Source organism: Parageobacillus sp. VR-IP (assembly GCF_013357975.1).
In the GTDB taxonomy this organism is placed as follows: Bacteria; Bacillota; Bacilli; order Bacillales; family Anoxybacillaceae; genus Saccharococcus; species Saccharococcus caldoxylosilyticus.
On record NZ_JABVYQ010000003.1, the window covers coordinates 233,155 to 259,448 of the forward strand.

At 39.7% G+C, this 26,294-nt stretch carries 17 protein-coding genes; 16 read left to right on the forward strand and 1 reads right to left on the reverse strand.

The window, feature by feature from the left end; genetic code table 11:
* The first annotated feature begins 12 nt into the window (after positions 1-12).
* From HT574_RS09205 to HT574_RS09280, 16 genes are all read left to right on the forward strand, one after another.
* A complete protein-coding gene (locus HT574_RS09205; protein WP_175244358.1) occupies positions 13-1,380 on the forward strand; it encodes a protein O-GlcNAcase in 1,368 nt (455 codons plus the stop codon).
* A complete protein-coding gene (locus HT574_RS09210) occupies positions 1,377-2,705 on the forward strand; it encodes an amylo-alpha-1,6-glucosidase (protein WP_175244359.1) in 1,329 nt (442 codons plus the stop codon). The genes HT574_RS09205 and HT574_RS09210 overlap by 4 nt, the downstream gene beginning before the upstream one ends.
* Positions 2,706-2,732: 27 nt before the next feature.
* The gene (locus tag HT574_RS09215) at positions 2,733-4,523 is read left to right on the forward strand and encodes an MBL fold metallo-hydrolase (protein ID WP_175244360.1); all 1,791 of its coding nucleotides are present in this window, start codon (positions 2,733-2,735) and stop codon (positions 4,521-4,523) included.
* Positions 4,524-4,555: 32 nt separating this feature from the next.
* Entirely contained in the window at positions 4,556-7,027 is a 2,472-nt protein-coding gene (locus HT574_RS09220; protein WP_217499480.1) for an alpha-mannosidase, read from the forward strand.
* A gap of 16 nt (positions 7,028-7,043) precedes the next feature.
* A complete protein-coding gene (locus tag HT574_RS09225) occupies positions 7,044-7,529 on the forward strand; it encodes a class II aldolase/adducin family protein (protein WP_175244361.1) in 486 nt (161 codons plus the stop codon).
* 164 nt (positions 7,530-7,693) lie between these two features.
* Positions 7,694-8,983 (forward strand): four-carbon acid sugar kinase family protein, encoded by a 1,290-nt coding sequence (locus HT574_RS09230; RefSeq protein ID WP_175244362.1) that lies wholly within the window; start codon positions 7,694-7,696, stop codon positions 8,981-8,983.
* 23 nt (positions 8,984-9,006) lie between these two features.
* Positions 9,007-9,786, forward strand: a complete 780-nt coding sequence (locus HT574_RS09235) for a DeoR/GlpR family DNA-binding transcription regulator (RefSeq protein WP_175244363.1) — start codon at positions 9,007-9,009, stop codon at positions 9,784-9,786.
* A 49-nt stretch (positions 9,787-9,835) separates the two neighbouring features.
* Entirely contained in the window at positions 9,836-10,471 is a 636-nt protein-coding gene (locus HT574_RS09240) for a D-sedoheptulose-7-phosphate isomerase (protein ID WP_175244364.1), read from the forward strand.
* Positions 10,468-11,454 (forward strand): ROK family protein, encoded by a 987-nt coding sequence (locus HT574_RS09245; protein ID WP_175244365.1) that lies wholly within the window; start codon positions 10,468-10,470, stop codon positions 11,452-11,454. Before HT574_RS09240 ends, HT574_RS09245 begins: the two co-directional genes overlap by 4 nt.
* Positions 11,455-11,871: 417 nt before the next feature.
* Positions 11,872-12,933, forward strand: coding sequence for a Gfo/Idh/MocA family protein (locus tag HT574_RS09250; protein WP_175244570.1), 1,062 nt, complete (start codon positions 11,872-11,874; stop codon positions 12,931-12,933).
* A 58-nt stretch (positions 12,934-12,991) separates the two neighbouring features.
* Positions 12,992-13,762 carry a sugar phosphate isomerase/epimerase family protein gene (locus tag HT574_RS09255; protein WP_175244366.1) on the forward strand — a complete coding sequence of 257 codons (771 nt, stop codon included), beginning with the start codon at positions 12,992-12,994 and terminating at the stop codon, positions 13,760-13,762.
* A gap of 290 nt (positions 13,763-14,052) precedes the next feature.
* On the forward strand, positions 14,053-17,205 hold the full coding sequence (locus HT574_RS09260; RefSeq protein ID WP_175244367.1) for an alpha-mannosidase: 3,153 nt from the start codon (positions 14,053-14,055) through the stop codon (positions 17,203-17,205).
* Positions 17,206-17,286: 81 nt separating this feature from the next.
* A complete protein-coding gene (locus tag HT574_RS09265; protein WP_175244368.1) occupies positions 17,287-20,793 on the forward strand; it encodes a glycosyl hydrolase-related protein in 3,507 nt (1,168 codons plus the stop codon).
* 200 nt (positions 20,794-20,993) lie between these two features.
* Entirely contained in the window at positions 20,994-21,812 is an 819-nt protein-coding gene (locus HT574_RS09270) for a sugar phosphate isomerase/epimerase family protein (RefSeq protein WP_175244369.1), read from the forward strand.
* Positions 21,813-21,876: 64 nt separating this feature from the next.
* On the forward strand, positions 21,877-22,968 hold the full coding sequence (locus HT574_RS09275; RefSeq protein ID WP_175244370.1) for a Gfo/Idh/MocA family protein: 1,092 nt from the start codon (positions 21,877-21,879) through the stop codon (positions 22,966-22,968).
* A gap of 188 nt (positions 22,969-23,156) precedes the next feature.
* Positions 23,157-24,203: a nitronate monooxygenase gene (locus tag HT574_RS09280; protein ID WP_175244371.1), complete on the forward strand. Its 1,047-nt coding sequence runs from the start codon at positions 23,157-23,159 to the stop codon at positions 24,201-24,203.
* Positions 24,204-24,328: 125 nt separating this feature from the next.
* On the opposite strand, the gene HT574_RS09285 is transcribed toward HT574_RS09280, so the two are convergent.
* Positions 24,329-26,032: a sigma 54-interacting transcriptional regulator gene (locus HT574_RS09285; RefSeq protein ID WP_175244372.1), complete on the reverse strand. Its 1,704-nt coding sequence runs from the start codon at positions 26,030-26,032 to the stop codon at positions 24,329-24,331.
* Positions 26,033-26,294: the final 262 nt, after the last annotated feature.

Consider the following 26,294-nt stretch of genomic DNA (forward strand, 5'->3'; position numbering starts at 1 on the left):
GGAGTGAGTTACATGGTTCATTCCCCTTTTCAAATTCGTGGAGTTATAGAAGGGTTTTATGGGGTTTTTTATACACCACCGGAACGCAACAACTTAATTTCTTTTCTTGGTGAAAATGGTTATAATCTGTACATTTATAGTCCGAAAAATGACCGTCAGCACCGTGTGCATTGGCGTGAACCTTATCCTGATTCTATTATGGAACAATTTCAAAAAACGGTTGAACTTTCCCGAAAAGTCGGTGTTGAATTTTGTTATTCCCTTAGTCCTGGTCTTTCCATAAATTATGCATCTGAAGAAGACTTTAAGATTGTTGTATCTAAACTTAAGACGTTTTATGACATTGGTGTCCGTACGTTTATGGTTTCTTTAGATGATATCTCATCTAAATTTCGTTATAAAGAAGAGAAGGAAAAGTTTAAAACCTATGCGGAAGCACATGTATATCTTGCCAATCGATTATATGCATGGTTAAAAAAGCTCGATAATAAATGTCGCTTGATGCTTTGCCCGACTGATTATTACGGAAAAGCGCCTTTTAGTCAATACATCTATGAATTAGGAGAAGGATTGCATCCAGATATTGATGTTTTTTATACGGGACCTGATATTTGTTCCGAGACGATTTCTGAACAAGAAACCGGTGATTTTGCAGAGGCAATTAAACGACGGCCTATTATTTGGGATAATTATCCGGTTAATGATTTAGCAATGAGAGTAGAAATACATATCGGTCCAATAACAGGGCGCAGCGCTGCGTTGCCTAGTGTGTGTAAAGGGTTTGTTGTTAATACGATGAGTGAGGCCGAAGCCTCAAAAATTGCGTTGCTAACTTTTTCTGATTATTTTCGAGATCCTGTCCATTATCAACCTTGGGTGTCTTGGGAAAAGGCTTTGCAAAAAGTTGCAGGCAAAGAACATTCGGACGCACTGAAAATATTTGCGGAAAATACGTTATACTCCTGTCTTAAACATGTAAGTGTGGAGAAATTGAAACAGCTTACAGACAAAGCTTTAGACTTGCTTTATGCAGGAGAAAGGGCAACAGATAGTTTGGCGATACAAAGATTACATAGCTATTTGGATTCTATTGATGAAGCATGCTATGATTTAAAATTTCGAATGTCAAATTATGCGCTACGAAATAATCTCCTACCATGGATTGAGTCACTCGAAAGTTGGGCATGGGCTGGAAGAAGAGCTATTGCTGTTTTAAAAGCAATTGAAAATGAGGAAGATATAGCAGAACCGTATAAATGGTTGGAGGAATCCTTGAAAGAAGTTGAAAATCATCTAAAACGTGTATCTGGAAGTCTACTTGTTCCAATTATCGAGTATGCAAGATTAAAAGCAGATCAAGAAAAGGGGATAATAAGATGAGTAGACAAATTATCGACGAGAGCCTGGTGAAAGAAGGAAGAAAGCATGCTGAAAGATTGTTGATAGCAAATGGCGGGGAGTTAGGTTTACTAGGATCTAATCAAGCATATCAGCAAGTCTGGGCAAGAGATAGCATGATTAGCGGCTTTGGGCTATTGCTTTGTGACAGCGATGAAGGGAAAGCTATTCACAAACGTTCTTTGGAAACTTTGCGTAAATTCCAATCAAATCTTGGAAAAATTCCTCATAATGTTGGATATACAAATGTTAATGATCCAGCGCTAATCGCTCACGGAGGAAAACTTAAAGTAACTGGAAAAGAAGGAGTTCCGATTGAGGACACGATTCATGCAGGCTGTATTGACAGCAATCTTTGGTACATTATAGGGCATTATTATAACTATATGGTAACTAAAGATAAAGAGTTTCTTCAAAATGCATGGCCGAGTTTGGAAAAGGCATTGCTGTGGCTGCGCTATCAAGATTCTAATGAATGCGGGTTATTAGAAGTACATGAGGCCATGGATTGGGCTGATTTGTTTGGTAATCGTTATAACGTTTTATTTGACAATGTTTTATATTATGCAGTTTGGACTTGTATGGCACATTTAGCAAACGAACTGGGTTATAACAGTGACTTTTACATGAATCATGCAAAAGATGTACATAAAAAAATTAATGTTCTTCTTTGGGTAGGACCAGAAGAACCAAAGGATTATGAATGGATAGCAAATGAAAGAAAGGAATGGCTGTATCCGTTAAAGCGTGTTGAAACCGAACTAGTAGAACGTCCATTCTACTTGCCATACATGGGATTTCGTGATTTTGCTGATCGTTTTGATACATTGGCTAATTTGCTAGCTATCATTTTTGGAGTTGCAGATAAAAACAAGGCAAATAAAATTTTAGATTATATTCATGATTGCGGTTTAAATGAGCCGTTCCCTGTTCAAGCTCTTTACCCTGTTATTCGTCCGGGAGAAAAGGATTGGAGAGAGTATTATCGCGTTCGTAACCTAAATCAACCGCATCATTATCATAATGGAGGGGCGTGGCCTTTTATTGGCGGATTTTACGTGGCTGCCCTCGTTAAAGTTGGGCGAATGGAAGAAGCGGAAAGACAACTTGTAAAACTTGCCGAAATGAACAGGATGGGGAAGAAGCATGAATGGGAGTTTAATGAATGGTTCCATGGTTTATCTGGACGTCCAATGGGCTATGGCGTCCAATCCTGGTCAGCAGCGATGTATCTATACGCAGAAAATGCCGTCAACAGAGGAGAGTTAAATATTTTTAACTCTCAAAATGGCTGGGATTGCAACTAGTTAACTGCATAGTGCGGAGGGGTTTTTATGAAACAAATCTCAGAAAATTTATTTCTCTATGAGGACACTTGTAACGTGTACGTAGTCAAAAATGGCCATTCGGCAGTACTAATAGATTTTGGAAGTGGCGATGTATTAGACGAATTAGCTGCAATCGGTGTCAAGAGAGTGACGGATGTTTTATTAACACATCATCATCGTGACCAGTGCCAAGGGCTGGAAAGGGCAAATCATGAAGGGATTAACATTTGGGTTCCACATATGGAACAGGATTTGTTTCAAGAAGTAGATACACACTGGCAGGCAAGAGAAATTGATAATAATTATAACATGCGCCAAGACCGTTTTTCTTTGCTATGGCCTGTTACAATTACTGGCACATTAACTGATTATTCGACTAGAGTTTTCAATCAGCAGCTATTTACCATTATTCCAACACCAGGCCATACAGTTGGTTCGATAAGTATTATAACAGAACTCGATGGAAAAAAGATTGCTTTTACAGGTGATTTGATAGCTGGCCCAGGAAAAGTATGGTCTTTATCTGCAACTCAATGGACTTATAACGGTGGAGAAGGGATCGCACTAACCGTTTTATCTTTATTAGATCTACAGGAGAGGGAGATAGATCTTCTTCTTCCTTCGCACGGTGTCGTTATCGATGAACCTGATTTTGCGATCAATCTGCTCATTGAGCGTTTGCGTGAATTAATGAAGCGCCGCAAACAGAATCCAAGATTATTTGAATTAAGAGAGAAGCCGTATGAAACTATTACACCACACCTGTTAAAAAATCGTACTAGTTTATCTAACTCTTATGTGTTGATATCGTCAAGCAGAAAGGCATTAATGATTGATTTTGGTTACGACTTTGTCGGAGGTGTGGCTGCAGGGGCCGATCGCGCTTCAAGGAGACCATGGCTATATACCATTTCCGCATTAAAGAGGGATTTTCATGTAGACAGCATTGATGTTGTTATCCCGACTCACTTTCATGATGATCATGTAGCAGGTTTCAACTTGCTAAAAAGTGTTGAGAATACACAAGTTTGGTGTCCAGAAAATTTTTCTGATATTTTGGAAAATCCCCAGAGTTATGATCTCCCTTGTTTATGGTATGATCCCATCTCCGTCGATCGTAAACTTCCCCTTCACCAAGCTATTCAGTGGGAAGAATATGAATTGACATTGTATGAGCAGCCGGGCCATACCTTATATGCAGTGGCCATTCAGTTTGAAGTAGACGGAAAAAAAATGTTGGCGGTTGGAGACCAATACCAAGGGACCGATTATAACTATGTCTATCATAATGGCTTCCGTATTTGGGATTACCGTGCCAGCGCTCGGTTATACAAAAACATCCGGCCTGATATTCTACTTTTTGGTCACTGTGATCCTATATATGTAACGGACGAATATCTTGACATTATTACGGAAAATGGAGAAGCACTAGAACGATTGCACCAAGAATTATTGCCACTTGAGACGATAGATTTTGGAGCAGAGGGATTCGGAGCGACAATAAAGCCATATCAGATCTTTGTAGAGGAAGGTGGCACATTTTCCATTGAAGTGGAGATAAAAAATCCATTTCAAGAAGAAGAGGAAGCGATTGTGAATGTTGTTGTTCCTAACAAATGGAAAGTGAGAAACGGGAAGATGAAAGTGGGAATTTCTGGAAAGGGAACCGCCAAAGTGAAAACGGAAATCACAGTTCCTCCTCGCATGAAAATACGCCGTGAGCGAATTGCAGTAGACCTTACTATTGGTAAAAAGAGATTTGGGCAGCATGCAGAAGCGCTTGTAACTATCAAATAATGGAAAAGAGTTATTGAAGGGAGGTATTAATAATGAAAGAACAAATGCAAGTACAAGAAAGAACATTGTCGAAGCCGAAAATGAAAGAGAAAACATTACACATGATTGGCAATGCCCATCTTGACCCTGTTTGGTTGTGGCAATGGCAGGAGGGTTTTCAAGAAACAAAGGCTACCTTTCGTTCGGTTCTGGATCTTATGAAAGAATATTCAGATTTTGTGTTTACGAACAGTTCAGCAGCAAATTATGAATGGATTGAAAATAACGAACCTGAAATGTTTGAGGAAATTAAACAGCGTATAAAAGAAGGACGCTGGGAAATCGTAGGAGGATGGTGGGTGCAGCCAGATTGTAATATTCCTGGCGGTGAATCATTTGTGCGCCAAGGACTATATGGACAACGTTATTTTCAAGAAAAATTCGGTGTAACAGCAAAAGTTGGTTATAACGTTGATAGTTTTGGACACCATGGTATGTTACCGCAAATTTTAAAGAAAAGCGGAATGGATTATTACATTATGATGCGACCAAGTCCTCAAGAAAAAGGCCTTCCAGGCCGTCTTTTCTGGTGGGAATCGGATGATGGATCACGTGTGTTGACTTTTCGTATCCCATTTGAATATTGCACATGGGGGAAAGATCTTGAAAAGCATGTCCGTCGGTGTGCAGGTGAATTAAAAGCGCCATTTAACGATTTAATGTGTTTTTATGGCGTTGGTAACCATGGCGGTGGTCCGACAAGAGAAAATATTGAAAGTATCTATCGATTAAACGAAGATCCTGAATTTCCAACGTTAATATTCAGCACCCCGAACCGTTTTTTTGAAGAAATCAGTAAAAAAGATTTACCATTTCCAGTTGTTCATGATGACTTGCAACACCATGCAAGTGGATGCTACTCAGTTCATTCTGGAGTAAAAAAATGGAATAGGAAAGCAGAAAATTTGCTTATTAGAGCCGAGAAATTTTCTGCAATCGCCAGCTGGATAACTGGACAAAAATATCCACAAGATTTTGATCGTGCTTGGAAAAACGTGTTGTTTAATCAATTCCATGATATTCTTGCAGGAACATGTATTGAAGAAGCCTATGAAGATGCACGTGATATGTATGGTGAAGCAATGTCTATTGCTAGTCGTGGTTTAAATTATGCTATCCAATCATTGTCATGGCGAATTGATATTGAAAAAGAAGAAGGGATGAAGCCAATTGTTGTCTTTAATCCAAATTCATGGGATACTAAAGTGAATATTGAGGTCGAAGTAGGAGGGTTAAAAGACCATCATATCTTAGTCGATGAGCAAGGGAATCAAGTGCCAATGCAGTTAGTGCAGTCACATGCAACTGCGAATGGGCGTTTCCGTGTTAGCTTCCTTGCGGATCTTCCTTCATTAGGATATCGTGTCTATAAAATTGTTGAACGCCCATCCTCCCGTACATTTACAACGATTAGAGCAAATGATCATTTGCTGGAAAATGATCGTTATCGAGTCGCATTTGATCCTGAAACTGGTTTTATAATAAGTATTTTTGATAAGATCAAAAACCTCGAATTACTTGATGGCCCAGCAGCCAGACCAGTTGTGATGAAAGATCATAGTGATACATGGTCACATAATGTTCTGCAATTTAAGGACGTCATTGGTGAATTCAAAGCGAAAAGTGTCAAACTTGTAGAGCATGGAGCAGTAAAATCTGTGATTCGGGTAGTCAGCGAATATGGAAAATCAATTCTTGTGCAAGATTTTTCCTTGTATAAAGAACTAAACCAAATCGATGTAAAAGCAACACTAAATTGGCAAGAGAAGTTCAAAGTATTAAAACTCAAATTTCCTGTGAATATCGTTTTTCGAAAAGCAACTTACGAAATTCCATATGGGCATATTGTTAGAGAGTGTAATGGTGAAGAAGAACCGGGACAAAGCTGGATTGACATTTCTGGAACACATCCATTGACGGGCGAAATGTACGGCTTAAGTATCTTAAACGATAGTAAATACAGCTTTGACATTCATGATAAAGAGATGAGTTTAACGGTTGTGCGTAGCCCTATTTATGCGCATCATGATCCGGTTGTGCCAGAGGAAGACGGTCATTATTCGTTTATCGATCAAGGTATTCAAACGTTTATGTACACATTGTTGCCGCATGAAGGAAATTGGGAAACGGCAGGTACAGTGAAACGGGCGGCAGAATTGAATCAACCACCTGTGACAATCATTGAAACATACCATAAAGGGACACTACCACAAAAAGATTCATTCCTTTCTGTTAGTGCTGATAATATCATTGTTAGTGTTGTGAAAAAAGCGGAGGATAATGATGATTTAATTGTGCGTGCTTACGAAACGACTAATATGGAAACAAAAGCAATAATCACTTTACCAAAATGGAATCGCGTGATTGAAGCAACATTCAAACCATCGGAAATTAAAACATTTCGTGTGCCGCGGGATCAAGCAAAGCCGATTGTTGAAACCAACTTACTGGAATGGAGCGAGTAGACAGGGAGGATAATGAATGAATCAAACGGTAAAACAACTAATTGAAGCAGGGCGATATATGGTGCAGCATCGGTTAGTGTGGGGAAATGCGGGAAATATTAGCGCTCACACTGGCAAAGACCGATGCCTTATCACCGCTACAGGTACCAATCTTGGTGAGCTAAACGAAAAGGACTTTGTGGAGTGTGCCTTTGCTGAAGATCTAAATATGTATAAAAAAAGACCGTCAAAAGAATTACCAATGCATCGTGCAATTTATGAAGAAAGGCCGGAAATAAACGCCGTTTTACATGCTGCGCCATTTTACACCATGATAGTTGCTTGTTCAAATATACTTCTTCCTTCTAATTTATTTGTTGAGTCCATGTATTATTTAGAAAAAATAGAGAGGGTTCCTTATTTTCATCCTGGTTCGGAAGAATTGGGCGTAGCGGTAAGAAAAAAGCCGGAAAAGCAAATATCCTCTTTTTGGAAAATCATGGTATTCTTATCTATGACATAAATTTGAAAAGAAGTAATCATGGCTTTAGAAACATTAAAAATAGCTTGTAAAATGATGGTTATGGCACATAATAGTAAAATTGAGTGGAATTTAATACCAGAAAGTAAAGCGGAAGGATTTTTGTACTATTCAAGGTGTAGACCGAGAAGGAAGTGGGATGGCAAATGATGGGGATTGTAGCCGACGACATTACGGGTGCGAACGATATCGGGGCGATGTTTGCAAAATCAAATTATGTAACACATATCTACAGATATGATGAATGGGAAGCTTTCAAAAAGGAGAAAAATAATTTCCGTGATGTGTTAATTTTAGACACTGATTCAAGATTTGATTCGCGAGATGTTGCATACAAGAAGGTATTTCGTGCTACAAAAGCATTGCAAAGGGCTGGAGCTACACAATTTTTTAACAAAACATGTTCAGTTTTTCGCGGAAATGTTGGGGCGGAATTTGATGCGATGTTAGATGCACTAGAAGAAAATTTTGCGGTTATTGTTTTAGGTTTTCCGAAAAACGGCAGGAAAACAATTAATGGCATTCATTATGTGCATGGAGTAAAATTGGAAAATTCAGAGTTTTCCTACGATCCAATTCACCCAATGACAAATTCCAACTTATTGGATATTCTGCAATCCCAGACAAAAAGGAAAGTAACTGTTGTCGGTTATGAGATAGTCAAAAAAGGAGCTGCTGAACTTCGAAAGTACATTCATGCCTTGAAAGATAAGTTTCAATATATCATTTTAGATGTTACGGATCAGGAGGATCTCCGCATAATTGCGGAAGCAGTGTATGATATGAAAGTTTTAGCAGGAAGTTCAGCATTAGCAGAAGAGTTGGCTGCTTTTTTAGGAGAAAAGAAAGAACAGTCCAGTTCTATTGCTTTACCGCCGTTGGATAAAGAGAAAGGAATTTTTTGTGCAGCAGGAAGCTTAATGCCACAAACAGCAGCACAAATTGATTATATGTATCGTAAAGGAGCAGTCGTGTTCGAACTAAACAGCCTTCAACTTCTCGATGAAAACAAAAAATGCGAATATCTAGAAAAACTGACTGCACAAATTATCGAAAACATCCAAATGGGTCATAACGTCGTACTGCATTCATCTAATAGATCAGATGTTGTGAAAAAAACAAAGGCAGAGGCACTCAAAAAGGGAATGAATAATAAAGAAGTATGTCGTCTTGTTTCTTCTACGATTGCCAATATCACAAAGGAAGTTATTCAAAAAACTAATCAAAAAAGGTTTGTGATTGCCGGAGGAGATACTTCTGCAGCTGTTTGCCGCAGTCTAGGGATTTACGGAATGAGGGTTTGGCGGGAAATTCAGACAGGGTTGCCTTCATGTATTTCATTATCAAAAGATCCTATGTTGTTTGTATTGAAATCAGGTAGTTTTGGCAAAGAAAACTTTATTGATCAGGCAATTGCTCATTTGAAAGCACAATAATAGAAGAAAGGAGGAGAGTATGGATGATGGCTATTGAACGGCGTAATAAAATTAAAGAAATGTTATTGAAAAATAAAAGCGTTAAGGTTTCCGAGCTAGTAGAGCTATTCAACGTTTCAGAAGAAACAATTCGACGCGATTTATATCAGCTAGAAAAAGAAGGGATTGCCCAGAAAAATTATGGTGGAGCCATTTTAGTGGAAACGTTACAAAAAAATGACTTGATCCTCCCTGTTCGGCAAAGACAACTTCAATATTACCATGAAAAGGATATGATAGGGAAAACAGCCGCTAGTCTTGTGAAAGATGAACAAATTATTATTCTTGATGCTGGGTCAACTACCTGGTGTGTTGCGAGATATTTGAAAAATGCCAGCAACTTAACGATTATCTCTAATGCATTGAATGTTGTGGAAGAATGCAGCCAACATGAAACAGCATCAATTATTTGCTTAGGCGGAGAGCTAAGAAGAAATTCTATGAGCATGGTCGGGCCACAAACAGAAACAGAGTTAAGAAAATACAATGCTGATTACGTTTTTTTAGGAACGTCTGGAATCTCACTACGACATGGTTTTACAAGCTCTGATCTCTATGAGGCAGAGATTAAAAGAGCTATGGTATCGGTTGGGCGAAAAATAGTTGTACTGGCGGATCATAGTAAATTGCAAAAGGCGGGTCTTATCTCTTTTTGCAATTTTGATGAAGTTGATATTTTTATTACGAGTGAATTGGCGGATAAGGCTATTTTAAAGGAAATTGAAAAACGCGGGGTTGAAGTAATCACTACCCCTGTGTCGTAGTAAGAATTTACAAAATAGTCAGTGAAACAGTTATAAAGAGAGGGGAATTATGAAAGCAGCAATACAAAAATTGTTACAAAAGTATCCTGAACTTTCTAGTTGTGTTCCTGATATTGAAAAGGCGTTTGATATATTAAAAGAAAGTTTCCAAAAAGGAGGAAAAGTTCTTCTTTGTGGGAATGGAGGTAGTGCAGCGGACTGTGACCATATCGTCGGTGAATTAATGAAAGGCTTTTTATTGAAACGCCCGATTGATGCGGCATTTAAAAAGAAATTGGAAAAGGTAGCGCCGAATGACGCTGCCTATATTGCGGAGTATTTACAAGGTGCTCTTCCTGCCATTTCACTTGTTAGTCATTCCGCTTTTCTGTCAGCATTTTCTAATGATGTATCTCCTGATCTTGTTTTTGCACAACAGGTTTTCGGTTATGGAAAGGAAGGAGACGTCACTATCGGTTTAAGTACTTCCGGCAACTCTGATAATGTTATCTATGCTTTACAAGTGGCAAGAGCAAAGGGGCTTAAGACCATTGGTTTAACTGGAAGAAGCGGCGGGGCCATGAGTGAAATTTGCGATGTTACCATTAAGGTTCCAAGGGATTTAACGCCTGATATACAAGAGCTTCATCTACCAATCTATCATACGTTGTGTATTCTTCTGGAGGAGGAGTTTTTCGGTAAATGAGTGACTTCATCGCAGGATTAGATATTGGTGGAACAAAGTGTGCAGTTTTGATTGGAAAAAGGACAGAGAATGGGGTAGAAGTGGTAGTCAAAGAACAATTTCCAACGCCAAATTCACCTTATCAGGCAATTAAGCAAATGATGGAATTGTTGGATCGACTTCTAAAAAAAGTGGGGCGGATATCTATCAGTGCAATTGGCATTAGCTGTGGGGGGCCATTAGATAGTCGAAGAGGACTGATCCTTTCTCCTCCAAATCTCCCAAGCTGGGAGCGAATCGATATCATCAGCCCGTTTCGTGAAAAATATGGTGTTCCGGTTGGATTACAAAATGATGCTAACGCCTGTGCGTTAGCAGAATGGAAATGGGGAGCCGGAAGAGGAACAGAAAATATGATTTTTCTGACCTTTGGAACGGGAATGGGGGCCGGTTTGATTTTAAATGGTCAGTTGTACACCGGAACAAATGATATGGCTGGCGAGGTAGGGCATGTTCGCTTGGAAGATGATGGACCTTGGGGTTACGGTAAACATGGCTCCTTTGAAGGATACTGTAGTGGCGGTGGGATTGCAAGGTTAGCTATGTCGATGGCTGAACAAAAGTTAAAGGAAGGGAAGCCACCCCTATTTTGTCCATCGGTTGAGCATCTTCCCGCTATAACGGCAGAAAAGGTTGGAATGGCAGCTCAGAAAGGTGACGAATTAGCGCTTGAGATTTATCAGATTGTCGGTCAACAACTTGGCAAAGGGGTGGCGATGCTTATCGATATTCTTAACCCTGAAAAGATTGTCATTGGCAGCATCTATAGACGTCAACAAGCAATCCTCGAGCCAATCGTACTAGAAACTGTAAAGAAAGAATCATTACCAATTTCCTTGTCAATCTGTGAGATTGTTCCAGCCGAACTTGGGGAAAGTGTCGGGGATTTTGCTAGTTTATCTGTTGCTTTGCACGCAAAGGAAACCGAGAAATCGAAAATTTAGGACAGGTATTGTTTCTATTTATGGATTTTTCTACCTATAAGTTGTGAGGACCTAATACAAAGATGGGAGTGTTTTCTATCATGTAATGCAAAAAGAGGAGATGGCTATTGCGATGGTATATGTTTCTATGCCGAATAATAGACGGTACTCACGGAGCCAATGAAAATCTTCATCTATCTTGGAGTAGAAGAGAGAGAACTCGAAATGTCGAAGCAAATAGACGAAGATGTTTAAAAACATGATGTAAAGCTTATGGTTTCCTTTCCCTTATCATAGCAGAGGAAGATGCTTGATGTTGATCAGTAAAACTGCCCAACTACCAAATAAATACGGCCACTGCATTGAATGGAAGGCAAGAAAGGGAAGGAAAATGAAAACATGAAAATGAAAGCGAAAACATTAAAAGGGGAGAAGCAAATGGCCGACAGATTACGAGTAGCAATTATTGGCGCTGGTGGAATTGCTAGAGATGTACATATTCCCAACTATCTAAAATGTGGTAAGAAAGTAGAAATTGTCGCTATTGCTGATGTAGTGAGAGAGAAAGCAGAAGAATTAGCGAAAAACTTCAATATTCCTAATGTCTTTACAGACTATGAACAAATGTTAGCAGAAGTTGATATTGATGCAGTGAGTGTATGTACACCAAACAAATTCCATTATCCGGCAACAATAGCAGCTTTGAAAGCTGGTTGCCATGTGCTATGTGAAAAACCTCCTGCGATGACTGTTGTAGAAGCAGAAGAGATGGCATATGAGGCTGAAAAGGCAGGGAAGATTTTAACATATGGTTTTCATTATCGACATGCTCCTCAAGTAGAAGTATTAAAACGTTTCATAGATGCAGGTGAATTAGGCGATATTTATGCCGCTCGCGTTATCGCGATGCGCCGCCGGGGAATTCCAGGATGGGGAGTGTTCACGAACAAAGAGTTACAAGGTGGAGGACCGCTCATTGATATTGGGGTTCATATGCTTGATACAGCCTTATATTTAATGGGTTACCCTGAGCCTGATACCGTTTTTGGTGTCACTTATCAAAAAATTGGTAATCGTCCGGGTGTTGGCATTATGGGGGCTTGGGATTGGAAAAACTTCTCCGTTGAAGACATGGCACGTGGAATGATTACGTTTAAAAATGGCTCATCAATTTTACTTGAAGCTGCTTTTGCGGCTAATACCGAAAAAATTGATGAAATGAGCGTTACTCTCATGGGTGATCGCGGTGGTGCGGATGTATTTCCACTTAAAATCTATCAAGAAAAATATGACACGCTCATTGATATTACGCCGTCTTACTTACCAAAAAAAGGATTCCATGAGTTAGAAATTGAGAGGTTTGTTGATGCTTGCCTAACGGGCCGTGAACCGTTAAGTACTCCGAAACAGGGTGTTCGCCTGCAACAAATTATTAATGGTTTATATAAATCTGCAGCAAAAGGGGAAGCAATAAAATTAGGAGAAAAGGGAAAGGAGTAAGAGATATCGTTAGAAAATCATTCTAGATATTCTTATATGGAAGTGAGGAGAAAGTGATATGGGGAATATAGGTTTACAGTTATTTTCGATTTGGCTGGAGGCGAAAAGAGATTTTATATCTGCGGTGAAACAAGCGGCCGATCTAGGATATGAAGGTGTTCAGTTTGCGGGTTTTTTACAAACGCCGGCGAAAGAATTAAAAAAAGTATTGGCAGAGGAAAAACTTAAAAATGCCGGCGCTCATATTAGCATCGAACAGCTTTTAGGTGATCAACTGGAAAAAACACTTGAATACAATGAAACAATTGGGAATTATCTTCTTATTTGTCCAGCACTCCCCAGAGAAATGAGACAATCGGCGGATGATTATAAGCGGTCAGCAGAAATACTAAATCAAATTGGTGAAACATGTAAAAAAGCCGGTTTTACTTTTGCTTACCATAACCATGATTTTGAATTTGAAAAATATGGAGTTCAAACTGGATTCGATATCCTCTTTGAACAAACCGATCCAAAACTTGTGAAAATAGAACTTGATTGCTACTGGGCAGCGTTTGCCGGATATGATCCGCTAGAACTTATCAATCAGTATAAAGATCGTATCATATCTCTGCATATAAAAGATATGAAATTCGTCGGCAATCAAAAGAAAGGAACGACTATTGGAGATGGCATTATCGAATTTCAGACGATAATCCAATCAGGAATAAAGATTGGTGTGCAATGGTTTATAGTTGAGCAAGAAGAATTTGAAACAACTCTTTTTGAAGAATTAAAACTTAACAGAGAACGTTTACACTGCATGATTAGTGAAACGAAAGCAGAATGAAGCAACCGGGGCCGGAATACCTAAGAACCAATTTTCCTGTTTAATCGAAAATGAGGCCATTCTTGTGAAGTGTATAGTTATTTTGGAATGCAAAAATTATCTATTGAAGATGTTGAATTACCATTTGTTCAAGGTTTTTGTTGTACTCAAATGACAATGTTGAACAGGAAATAAATGGGCTGATCGTAAATCCAAAGTAGATTTAGCTTGGATTCGCAAAATGAATTCAAGAAAAAAATGTTTATAGGCTGTGGAGAAACGAATAAAAAATCAATTTTAGAGGTGGTAGCATGTTTTTCACAGTCGAAAAAATAACAAAATATTTGGGGGAAATCAAAGACTCGATTTATCGTCAAGTTCAAGATATTCCAACATTTAAATATAAGGAATGGCCATTCGGAGAGGAGATAAAAGAAGCTTATTTGCCGGATTTTGATGACCATGATTGGCAGGATTTCCATATTGGTGAATCGTGGGGGGGCTACGATAAGGCCGCATGGTTCCGAACAACTGTTTCAATTCCAGAAGAATGGAAAAATAAGCGGCTTGTGCTTCACTTTTTAGTTGGACCAAGAGATGGCGGTGGATCTACTGCTGAGGCATTGTTATACGTAAATGGAATGCCGTTACAAGGCATAGATGTTTGGCATGAAGAAGCTTGGATTCCGCCAGAATATTATTCAGAAAAAAATGAATTTCATCTTGCTATAAAAGCTTGGAGTGGCGTTTTACGAGTCCCTAAACGCAGGCGGTTTAAAGTAGCTCGGCTTGCTTGGGTGGATGAAGCTACGGAAAAATACTACTTTTTAGCTGACACCGTTTTAAAATCAGTTAACGTGCTAGATAAAAATGATATACGCAGACTAAAGATGTTACAGGCATTGAATGAATCTATATTAAAAATCGATTTTTTTAAACCGCGCTCTGAACAATATTATCATTCGATCCAAGAAGCATTAACCTATCTTCTACAAAGACTAGATGAACTAGAAAATCACACTGAAATGAAACCAAAAGTGTCGATAGTAGGTCATTCTCATATTGATATGGCTTGGTTATGGCGATTGTCCCATTCAAGAGAAAAAGCAGCACGAACTTTTTCGACGGCTCTTCATTTAATGAAACAGTATCCAGAATACCGTTTTATTCATACCTCCCCACAGCTTTATAAATTTCTAAAAGAAGATTATCCAGAAATTTTTGCCAAAATTAAAGAAAAAGTTGCAACAGGGCAATGGGAAGTCACTGGTGGTATGTGGGTTGAATCAGATACTAATTTGCCAAATGGTGAATCGTTAATCAGACAAATTTTGATTGGAAAGCGCTTCATAAGGGAAGAGTTTGGGGTTGATGCAAAAGTTTTATGGCTCCCAGATTCATTTGGATATACTTGGGCATTGCCACAGATTATGAAAAAGAGTGGCATTGAATCCTTTATGACAACGAAAATAAGTTGGAACCAATACAATCGCTTTCCATATGATACGTTTCTATGGCGTGGAATCGATGGAACGGAGATTTTGACTCATTTTATTACCACGCCAGAAAGGGGAGCAAAGCCTTATACATACAATGGAGTCGTTGAACCATACAGTGTCAAAGGAATTTGGGATGCTTACAAGCAAAAAGATATAAATGATGATTTGCTCTTGGCATTTGGCTGGGGAGATGGAGGAGGCGGTCCTACAAAAGAAATGATTGAGGCAGCAAGAGCGATGAAAAATCTCCCTGGGATTCCAAATGTGAAGATGGATAAGGTTGAGTCCTACTTTGAACGTTTGCAGAAAAAAGTAAAAGATAAAAAACTGCCAGTTTGGGATGATGAACTGTATCTTGAGTATCACCGTGGGACCTATACGTCACAGGCTTCCTTGAAAAAAGCAAATCGAGAAAATGAAATCTTATATCATAATGCTGAATGGCTATGTGTGATGGTCGGTCTTTTTTTAAATTGGGAAAAATATCCTCGTGAATCGTTAAATGCGGGATGGGAGATCATGTTGCTTAACCAGTTTCATGATATTTTACCTGGCTCTTCTATCCGCCAAGTGAATGAGGATGCAAAAGCTGATTATCAAAAAGTAAAAAGCATTGGTAAAAACGCCTTATCTGAGGCACAAGATTTCATTGTAAGCAATATTTATACCAATCAAGATAGTGTAGTTGTTTTTAACTCTCTTTCTTTTGAAAGAAACGGTATTGTTGAACTTCCTTTTTCGAATAAGATGAACGGCAACGTTACTATTATTGATGAGAAAGGAATAAAATCACCGGTACAAATTGTGGATGACGGTGGGAAAAAGAAAGTTCTTTTTGAGGCTGCAGAGGTTCCTGCATGTGGTTACAAAACCTATAAGCTGATAGAAAGTGAGCCATCTGCGTCAAATCTTGTCATTAAGCAGGATTATCTTGAGAACCGTTATTATCGAATTCATCTAAATAAAAATGGGCAAATTGTTTCCATTTTCGATAAACAAAATAAAAGAGAAGTATTGGCTAAAGGAGCGAAGGGAAACGTATTTCAAGCCTTTGAAGATAAACCAATAAACTTTGACGCTTGGGATATTGATCTGTATTACCAAGAAAAAATGCGTGAGATTACGGAATTAATAGAAGCGAAAGTTACAGAAGTAGGTCCAATCCGCGGAAGCTTAAAATTAACTTGGAAATTTTTTGACTCAACTATTACCCAATATTTGACGATATATGATTATTCTCCGAGAATTGATTTTCGGACAAAGATTGACTGGAAAGAGAAACAAACATTATTGAAAGTGGCATTTCCAGTAAATATACGTTCAACAAAAGCAACATATGATATTCAATTTGGGAGTATTGAACGTCCTACACACTGGAATACGAGCTGGGATTATGCACGCTTTGAAGTAGTTGGTCACAAGTGGGTCGATTTGTCAGAAGGGAATTATGGTGTCAGTCTATTAAATGATTGTAAATATGGCCATGATGTAAAAGATAATGTTATACGTCTTACGCTCATCAAGTCTGCTATAGATCCTGATGAAACAGCTGATCGAGGGAAACATACGTTTGTGTATAGTTTATTACCTCACAAAGGGGATTGGAGAGAGGGGAATGTAGTTAAGGAAGCATACAGTCTAAATTACCCATTATTTGCAAAAGGAATAACTGCCAACGAGAATGGAACTCTTTCTGAAACCTGCTGTTTTGCAGAAGTAGATGCCGACAATGTTCTTATTGAGACTGTAAAAAAAGCGGAAGATGATGATGCTATTATTGTTCGTTTTTACGAATATAAGCAATTTCGAACAAATGGCGTGAATGTGAAATTTGCAAAGCAAATCAAAAAGGCGGTTGAATGCAATCTGATTGAAGAAGAGCAACAGGAAGCGTGTTATGAAGGAAATATGCTTTCTTTTGACATTTCACCGTTTGAGATTAAAACATTCAAAATTTGGATGTAAACTTGACTAGGTTAAGTAAGGAATGGAACTACCTGTATATTTTAGTTGCAAAAATTGTTAATTTGTAGGGAGAGAACAAACATGGGAGAACAAGTAATTTGGTCAATTGGTTCTTCGAACGGTTGTTCCCGTGAATTCGTGGATAACTATAAACAGCCAGATTTACTAGGGAACGTAGTTTATTATGCGACAAATCAAGAAAAAAGCACACAAAAATGGCCATTGTTTCATCCGAGTGAAGCTGATCCCGATGGAGGTTATCGTTTTTATCCGTTCACGATTAAGTTTCATTTAAGTGAACAGCCTAAGGGAGATTATGCTTTCCGGATATATTATCTTGTGATTTCGCCTAGGTTGCCATATTTGAAAATCAATGTAAACGGAACAACTGGATTTGGGTATTTTCAACCATCTCCTTCTAAAACAACAGATATTGCTTTGCATGCTGGTTTGCATACGACCATTTACTCAGAAGGGGTTTTAGAAGTCATTATCCCGCCCCAATTGTTAAGAAAAGGGGAAAATTGCATTGAGTTGATTAGTTGTGATGGTGGTGATTTTATTCATATCGAGAATATCGAAAAAATTAAACGATTAGACCGGATGGCTAACAGCGCAGGTTTTATCTATCAATATATTACATTTTCTAAAATTGATAATAAGGGAGAAAGTATTTCTTCCCTTATTATCAAACCATCGGTTCTCTATAAAACAACAGCAGCAGGCGACCTTGTAGAACGATGTCATCTGTATATAGAGCTTAATAAACCAGTACCCAAAACAACTTTTTGGTTAGAAATAAAATACGAAAATGAAAAAGAAAAAGAGGTTATTGAAGTCCCAATACCAGAAACAAAGTTCGGTCATCTACACAAGGCTTTTTATATAAAAGATGGGACTGGAAATGTACACTATAAAATAACTGGACGCATTAATGGAGAAGAGTTTACACACTCCGGAACAATTTTAAGAAGGAAAAAATGGAAAGTCTATATTTCTCCTCATGTTCATACGGATATCGGATATACCCACCGACAATGGGAAGTTGCCGAAAGATTAGGTCGTAATATCGATACAGCATTGGATATTTTAGAAAAAGAGGAAACAGAAAAGCTAGATATTCCTGCTTTTGCATACCACCTTGATGCTTCATGGGTATTGGAAACATATCTTGCCACCCGCAGAAAGGAGCGAATTAAAAAGTTTTTTGAATATGTAAAGGCAGGAAAAATTGGTATTTCCCACTCTTATGTTGATTTGTTAACTCAATATGCTTCACTAGAAGAACTTATCCGAAATGGAGAGTATACGGAATCTTTGCTCCGTCCCGAAGGAATGAGATCTCCATTTACATCCATTGTTGATGTCCCATCGTTGTCAAGTTCTCTTCCTGCCATATACGAAGGTTCAGGTGTCAAATACGTAGTGCATGCCAGCAACCAGGATAGAGGTCCATTCCGATTAAATAGCGGTCTACACAAAATTTCGCCATTTTATTGGGAGGGGGTGAATGGGGGGAAAATTCTCGTTTGGTTAGCAAAAATGTACTGTGAACTTCGAAAAGTTTGTGGAAGCCCCCCAGTTATCAGTTCTGCAGAACGTGGAATAGAAATGTGGCTAGATGAATATGAAACTGAGTCTTACCGACCAGATGCTGTTTTACTGTACGGTCAAGAGGCAGATAATACTGATTTGGATCCGCAGCCAGTCCAATTCATTAAACAATGGAATGAAACTTATGCTTATCCTAAATTAATCGCTTGTAATGTAATAGACTTTTTTGAATATATAGAATCAAATTTTAGGGAGACATTGCAAACAGTAAAAGGGGACGGCGGTGCTTATTGGGAAGATGGGGTTGCTTCAAGTATTGTTCCATCCATAGACATCCGTCATGCCCAAGCAATGTTACCTGCAGCAGAACGTTTAGAGTCATTAGCTGTAATTCATAATGACGGGTGGGATTACCCTGAACAGCAGTTTGATGAAGCATGGCGTTCAACTCTTCAATATGTAGAGCATACTTGGGGCGCATTTTTAAGTGTAACAGATTCTAAGGCCGCGCTACAAGAAGATCAATGGGCTGTAAAAGAAAATTTCGCAAAAAATGGATTGCAGTGGGCTAAGAGACTTCTTCATGTCGCAGCGACGCGCCATAGTTTAAGCTGGAACAACAATGGTCGTGAAGTTGTCGTATACAATCCACATAGCTGGATGGTAAGCAGTATTGTAACAGTTGAGATTGGACGGAATGAAAAAGTTTTTGATTACCGAAGTGGTAAGGAAGTTCCGATGAGAGTTATTCAAACAACTGATTCGCAAGCTCTTGTCGCTTTATGGGTGGAAAATGTTCCGGGCTTAAGCTATCGACGAATGGAGTTAAAACCAACTGACACAGCATCAATTTATGAAGTTGCAAAGGTACAAGGGGGAACTAAATCTGCTAATGAGTTTCCGAATACGAACAAAGTGACCTTAGAAAATAAATATTATCGATTTATTGTTGATGTGACAAAAGGTTATGTGGTCAGCATATTTGACATACAATTGCAAAAAGAATTAGTAGATACAAAGGATGAATGGGGCTTTGGACAATTTTTATATGCAAAAGGTGGAGAAGGGACACGTCTAGTCGGAAACCAAAAAAATTTAGCTGATAGTAATTTGGAAGTATTACATCACTTTATATTGTTAGACTACAATGTTGAAACCTTTGCTTTTGGAACATCATTGATGATTAAAGCGAAAGTGCCATATGGAGAGTTAAAAGTTGAATGGCAATTACTGGATGATCAGAAACGGATAGATGTGAAATTTATTTACGAAAAAGAGGAGCGACTGGAGAAAGAAGCAGTTTATATTGCCTTTCCACTCGATGCTTCTTTAGCAAGAGTTCTATCCGATTCGCAACTTGGATGGGTTGATTGGGATAAAGATCAATTGCCTGGAGGATGTAAAGAATGGCTTCCGTTGCAAACAGGAATTCTTATAGACGGAAGAGATTATGACGTATTTATTGCTTCACCAGATATTCCGCTATTTTGTGTTGGTGATATTGTTCGAGGAAGTTGGCCAAAGTTTCAAAAGCTATCGGGAGGAAGAATTTTTTCATATGTCCTAAATAACTACTGGAACACAAACTATAAAGCCTCTCAAGGAGGAATTATTCATTTTCGTTATTCCATTACAAGCGATCATTTTATTGCGAAAGATCAAGCATTTCGGTTCGGGTGGGAAGCACGACTACCTCTATACGGACACCGAATTAGTCTTCAGGAATTTCGAAATCCGAGCCCTCCTTATAACAATCTGATTGAGGGAACGTTAGCAAAAATTAGTTCTGAAACAGTCACTGTGTCGACGATAAAAAAAGCAAAATGGAATGATGGATGGATTATACGCTTACAGGAAATTTCTGGATTAAAACAAAAAGCAAAAATCTCTTTTCCTGAGAAAAAAATCAAGGAGGCTTGGGAGATAGATTTGTTAGAAAAAGAGACTCGAAAAATAGAAGTGGAGAAGGATGGTTCGTTACGTGTCACTATAGGTCCTTGGGGACTTGCAACAGTGCGTATCACTTTTGAATAAAAGTTCGTGTTCGCATCTTCATAAGGAGCTAATAGATGGGAGCATGATTAAATTATCATATGTTTACTGGTATTATCGATGTTTCATTGTGGTTAGCAACAACTATATGGAAAAAACTACCGATATATGAGTAAAAACAATAGAGGTTTTAACTAACGAAAAATATTCATAAGAAAATTTGCTGAAAAGGAGAGAAAAAGATGAAAGTATCATGTCATTTAATTACGTGGGGTGAAGATTTTTTAAAAGGATTAAAAGAAGCTTCAGAACTTGGATTCCGTGCATGTGAAACTTTTACACATATTGCTCTTAAGTATGAAGAGCGATTAGAGGAATTTCAAAGCTTGCTTGCTACCCATCATTTTCAATTATCAGCATTATATGGTGGAGGAAGATTTAGTGAAAAAGGAAAAAGAGAAGAAATTATTGAGTATAACACTAGAGTAGCCAAATTTTTGGCAGCGAATAAAAGCGATCGAATTGTTTTTGGGCCTAGTGGTCCTCGGCGAGAAGGGGGCACTTCCTTAGAGGAATTAAAAATCGCAGCTAATACAATCAATGAGGCTGCTAAAAGATGCTATGATCTTGGTGTGAAAGCATGTATTCACCCACACCTTGGAACGGAAATACAAGATGAGAATGAGATTGACGTTATCATGGAGTTAACAGATCCTAACTATGTTTTCTTTTGTCCAGATACTGCCCACTTAGCCAAGGCAGGAATGGATCCGCTTACTATTATGAAAAGATACAAAGATCGGATTGCTTATCTACATATTAAGGATGTAACACCACAGGAAGCAACTAGTGTCTTAACATCCGATAAAGAATTGCCTGTTTTTTGTGAATTGGGTTTGGGTATCATTGATTTTCATTCCATCATTACGTTTCTCAAAAATATCCATTACGATGGATGGATAACAGTTGAAATCGATCAGTCAACAAGTACTCCTTACAACAGTTTGAAAATATGCCGTGATTTTGTCGAACATAATTTAGGTTTAAAAGTAGGAACGTAAAAACGCTTAGAAGAACAATAGCTTTTTGTTGTCAATAAATAAAAAATAGAAGGGGTGCTGGTTTATGAGAAAAGTAAAAGTAGGAATTATCGGTTGTGGAAATATAAGTGGAACTTATTTAAAATCCGCAAAACGATTTGATTCGTTGGAAGTTGTTGCTTGTGCGGACATTGATATTGAAAAAGCGCAGAAAAAAGCAGAAGAGTATAACGTGCCAAAAGCTTGTACGGTGGAAGAATTACTAGCAGACGAAGAAATTGAAATTGTCGTTAATCTCACTGTTCCAAAAGCCCATGCAGAAGTTTGTTTACAGGCGCTCAATGCAGGTAAGCATATCTATGTAGAAAAACCTTTAGCCATTACAAGGGAAGAGGGGAAAAAGATTCTTGAGCTTGCAAGAAAAAAAGGGTTACGGGTAGGTGCTGCGCCAGATACGTTTCTTGGAGGAGGAATTCAGACATGCCGCAAACTTATTGATGACGGTTGGATTGGCAAGCCAGTGGCGGCAACTGCTTTTATGATGAATCATGGACATGAAAGCTGGCATCCAAACCCAGAATTTTATTATGACGTTGGTGGGGGACCGCTGTTTGATATGGGACCTTATTATTTAACTACTCTTATTAATTTAATAGGTCCGGTAAAAAGGGTAACAGGTTCTGCCCGAATTACGTTTCCGGAACGCACCATTACAAGTAAACCGAAGTATGGCAAAAAAGTTCAAGTAAATACGCCTACACATGTTGCTGGGGTCATTGATTTTGAAAATGGAGCTATCGCAACAATGATTACAAGTTTTGATGTTTGGGGGGCTAAACTCCCACATATGGAAATTTACGGATCAGAAGGTTCGATCATCGTACCCAATCCAAATGAATTTGGTGGGCCTGTTTATGTGAGAAGGGCAGATGACAAAGATTGGAGAGAGGTTTCTCTTACGCATGGATATATTGATAACTGTAGAGGACTTGGTGTCGCAGATATGGCAAATGCAATTTTAACAGATAGACCTCATCGAGCGAATGGTGAAATGGCTTACCATGTTTTAGATATTATGCAGGGACTTTTAGAGGCTTCTGCGAAAGAAAAACACTATTATGTAACTAGCACCTGTCAAAAACCAGATCCATTACCTTGCATTGCGAACTGGAACTAATTTTTCTGTGCGCGCCGGTGCATTTCGTGCCGGCGCATCTGCTTTAAAAGGCTAGATCAATAAACCCCAATCACCTTTGATGAACAGCAAATTTAGTTGTTCTTTTTTAGCAGGAATTTCGCTGACATATTGTGAATTGTTTTATTAGGCAGCAAATATACAAAATATACAAGGAAAGAGGAGAAGCGATGTTACACACCCTTTCTGTTCCTATTATTCAAGCGCCAATGGCCGGCGGGGTTTCAACGCCGGCGTTAGCTGCGGCAGTGTCCGAAGCAGGAGGACTTGGCTTTTTGGCCGGCGGTTATAAAACAGCGGAAGAAATGCGAAAGGAAATTGCCGCGCTTCGAGCGCTGACTGATCAGCCATTTGGCGTTAATGTGTTTGTACCAAGCGAGGATGATGCAGATGAGAAAGCGGTGCGCCGCTACAAAGAGATGCTGGAAGAAGAGGCAAAGCGGTTAGGAGTATCCCTTGGCGAGCCTAAATGGGATGATGATGATTGGGAAGCAAAACTTACAGTTTTGTATGAAGAAAAAGTTCCTGTCGTCAGTTTTACGTTTGGCTGCCCTTCGTCCAAGATCATCAGCAAACTACAAGACAATGACTCCTTTGTCATTGTAACCGTTACCTCCAAAACCGAAGCGCAAATCGCGGCAGGGCAAGGAGCGGACGCCCTATGTGTGCAAGGGCCGGAAGCGGGAGGACACCGCGCTACGTTTCGCAATGACGAAACAGTGGATGAGAATGTAAGTTTGCTTGTTTTGCTGCAGCAAATTCGCGAGGCAGTAGACCTCCCGCTCATTGCCGCTGGCGGCATTATGCACGGACGCGATATTGCCGCGGTACTGGCGGCGGGGGCGTGTGCCGCCCAATTAGGGACAGCGTTTTTGCGCTGTCCGGAAAGCGGAGCGAGTCCGTTGCACAAAAACGCCCTTATCGACCAGCAGTTTCAAACAACCGCCATCACCCGTGCGTTTACCGGCCGTCCTGCGCGTGGGCTAGTCAACCGTTTTCTTACTGAATATGACGCGCTTGCTCCTGCAGCGTATCCTCATATTCATCATATGACAAAACCGCTTCGCAGCGCTTCGGCCAAGGCCAATGACCCGCAAATGATGTCTCTGTGGGCGGGGCAAGGGCATCGTTTGGCAAGGAATATACCGGCTCAGGAGCTTGTAAGGGAGTTGATGAAGGAGATGGAAGAGGCGGTACAAGGACTAATAAGGAAATAAGGCATTTTTGAATGGTAGAAGTAGAAGGAAAGTTTTCTAGAAGAAAATTTTGCAACAGCGAAAGCGTGAATGATGGGAAATAAGGGGATTTGCGGACAAATTGAACAAGATGACACCGCGCCATATTAATACGGCCGCGGTGTTTCTGTTTTTTTCCATCTTTTTAGCTTTTTGATCAGCGTGGAGTGATCGATTCCCAGCCGTTCCGCCGCTTTTCGCAGCGATGGGGATTTTTCGATCGCTTCATAGACAAGCCGCTTTTCAAACTGCTCCACTTTTTCTTTCAGCGTGAGGCAGGAGGAGGTGTCTGATCGACTGCGAATATGAGTTGGGAGGTCATCTGGTTCAATGTATCGGGCAGGGACAGAAACGACCAAGCTTTCCATTAAATTTTTCAGCTCTCTGACATTACCGGGCCAATGGTATTGCTGCAAAACCGCTTTTGTGCGTGGAGAAAGCCGCTTGTGGATGCGATAGAGCTTGCAATAAAATGTAAAATAATGGTCTAAAAGTGGTTCGATGTCTTCCGGGCGTTCCGCCAGCGGAGGGATAAATAGTTCGATCACTTGCAAGCGATAGTATAGATCGGAGCGGAATTTTCCAGACGCGATCAGTTCAGACAAGTTTTGATTTGTCGCCGCGATAATACGGATATCGAGTTTTTTTGCATGGCGGCTGCCGATGCGCTGTATTTGTTTTTCCTGCAGGACGCGCAATAATTTCACCTGTAAGGATAGCGGCATTTCCCCAATTTCATCAAGCATGATCGTTCCGCGGTCCGCCAGCTCAAATAAGCCGATTTTGCCGCTTGCTTGCGCGCCGGTGAACGCACCCTTTTCATAGCCGAACAGCTCGGATTCAAGCAGTGTCTCGGGAATCGCGGCGCAATTGACTTTAATAAACGGCTGATCTTTCCGCGGACTAAGATGATGAATCATATTGGCGATCACTTCTTTTCCTACGCCGGATGGCCCAGTGAGCAGCACGGTCGTAGGATAGGCGGCGATTTGTTCGACCTTGTGAATAAGCGTTTTCATGAGGGGACTGCGGCAAATGATTTGCTCATCGCTGTCGCTAGTGGAAAAGGTGTAGCGATGCTGGCTCATTTGTGAGAAACTTTTCGCTTTTTCCAGCTCCATTTTCAGCTCGTTCAGCTTGGAAATATCACGGACGCTTGTGACGATCATGTCAATTTCCCCTTGGTCGTTGAAAACCGGATTTCCCGTGACGATCACATCTTTTTTGCCGCCGATTTTTTGCAAAATGGAAATACGCTGTTTTTGTTGCAAAACGAGAAGGGAAACGGACTGGTCAAAGTATCCTTTACCAACCAGTTCCTCCATATGTCTCCCTATCAATTCCTCGCGGCGAAATCCGGTGATCTTTTCATAGGCGGAATTGACCATGAGCGTAACTCCGTTTCCATCGACGACATAAATGCCATCGGTGGAAAATTCGATAATCGTTTCCATTTTTTTAGACAGTTGATGATAATGCTCCATTTCCGAAATATCTTGCAGCACAGCGATCGCGCCGATGCGTTTGCCGTCGCAATAGAGCGGCGTGCGATTGACCAAACAGGCCCGTCCGGCGATGTTCACTTTGACGCCAATGGTGCTTTCTCCCGTTTCTACTACATGTGGAAGCTGGGTTGTCGGAATGAAACCACGAATATCTTTTCCTTTCCAGTGATCGTGTTCGATATGCAGCAATTTTTTCGCCGCCTTGTTTAAAAAGACGATGCGGTTATGCTTGTCGATCACTATGATCCCGTTATGAATGGAGGAAAAAATATGTTCGAGCATTTCGGAAGCGATGATGGCCATCATCCGATCTCTCCTTTAAAAACGGTGAATGATTTCACCGAGTGGTGAAAACGGTCACAATTTATTCATTTCGCTATCACTATGGTTTCTCCTTTGTTAGTGGTGATTTTTTTCAGCATGCCTATCAGTTTTTGCTAGATAAATCAGGCTTTTACGAGGTGGCATAGGACTTGCAAGACAAAAAAGGGGGGGAGAGGCCGATATTGAAAGCATTTTTTGTACACCGGTTGGTCCTGATGAAGAAGGAGCATTATTTTGACAAGGG

Coding starts and splice junctions, on each gene's coding strand:
- HT574_RS09280 (WP_175244371.1), top strand. CDS start 23,157: ATGTTACACACCCTTTCTGTTCCTATTATTCAAGCGCCAATGGCCGGC.
- HT574_RS09255 (WP_175244366.1), top strand. CDS start 12,992: ATGGGGAATATAGGTTTACAGTTATTTTCGATTTGGCTGGAGGCGAAA.
- HT574_RS09270 (WP_175244369.1), top strand. CDS start 20,994: ATGAAAGTATCATGTCATTTAATTACGTGGGGTGAAGATTTTTTAAAA.
- HT574_RS09250 (WP_175244570.1), top strand. CDS start 11,872: ATGGCCGACAGATTACGAGTAGCAATTATTGGCGCTGGTGGAATTGCT.
- HT574_RS09285 (WP_175244372.1), bottom strand. CDS start 26,032: ATGATGGCCATCATCGCTTCCGAAATGCTCGAACATATTTTTTCCTCC.
- HT574_RS09260 (WP_175244367.1), top strand. CDS start 14,053: ATGTTTTTCACAGTCGAAAAAATAACAAAATATTTGGGGGAAATCAAA.
- HT574_RS09275 (WP_175244370.1), top strand. CDS start 21,877: ATGAGAAAAGTAAAAGTAGGAATTATCGGTTGTGGAAATATAAGTGGA.
- HT574_RS09220 (WP_217499480.1), top strand. CDS start 4,556: ATGAAAGAACAAATGCAAGTACAAGAAAGAACATTGTCGAAGCCGAAA.
- HT574_RS09235 (WP_175244363.1), top strand. CDS start 9,007: ATGATGGCTATTGAACGGCGTAATAAAATTAAAGAAATGTTATTGAAA.
- HT574_RS09230 (WP_175244362.1), top strand. CDS start 7,694: ATGATGGGGATTGTAGCCGACGACATTACGGGTGCGAACGATATCGGG.
- HT574_RS09240 (WP_175244364.1), top strand. CDS start 9,836: ATGAAAGCAGCAATACAAAAATTGTTACAAAAGTATCCTGAACTTTCT.
- HT574_RS09215 (WP_175244360.1), top strand. CDS start 2,733: ATGAAACAAATCTCAGAAAATTTATTTCTCTATGAGGACACTTGTAAC.
- HT574_RS09225 (WP_175244361.1), top strand. CDS start 7,044: ATGAATCAAACGGTAAAACAACTAATTGAAGCAGGGCGATATATGGTG.
- HT574_RS09210 (WP_175244359.1), top strand. CDS start 1,377: ATGAGTAGACAAATTATCGACGAGAGCCTGGTGAAAGAAGGAAGAAAG.
- HT574_RS09205 (WP_175244358.1), top strand. CDS start 13: ATGGTTCATTCCCCTTTTCAAATTCGTGGAGTTATAGAAGGGTTTTAT.
- HT574_RS09245 (WP_175244365.1), top strand. CDS start 10,468: ATGAGTGACTTCATCGCAGGATTAGATATTGGTGGAACAAAGTGTGCA.
- HT574_RS09265 (WP_175244368.1), top strand. CDS start 17,287: ATGGGAGAACAAGTAATTTGGTCAATTGGTTCTTCGAACGGTTGTTCC.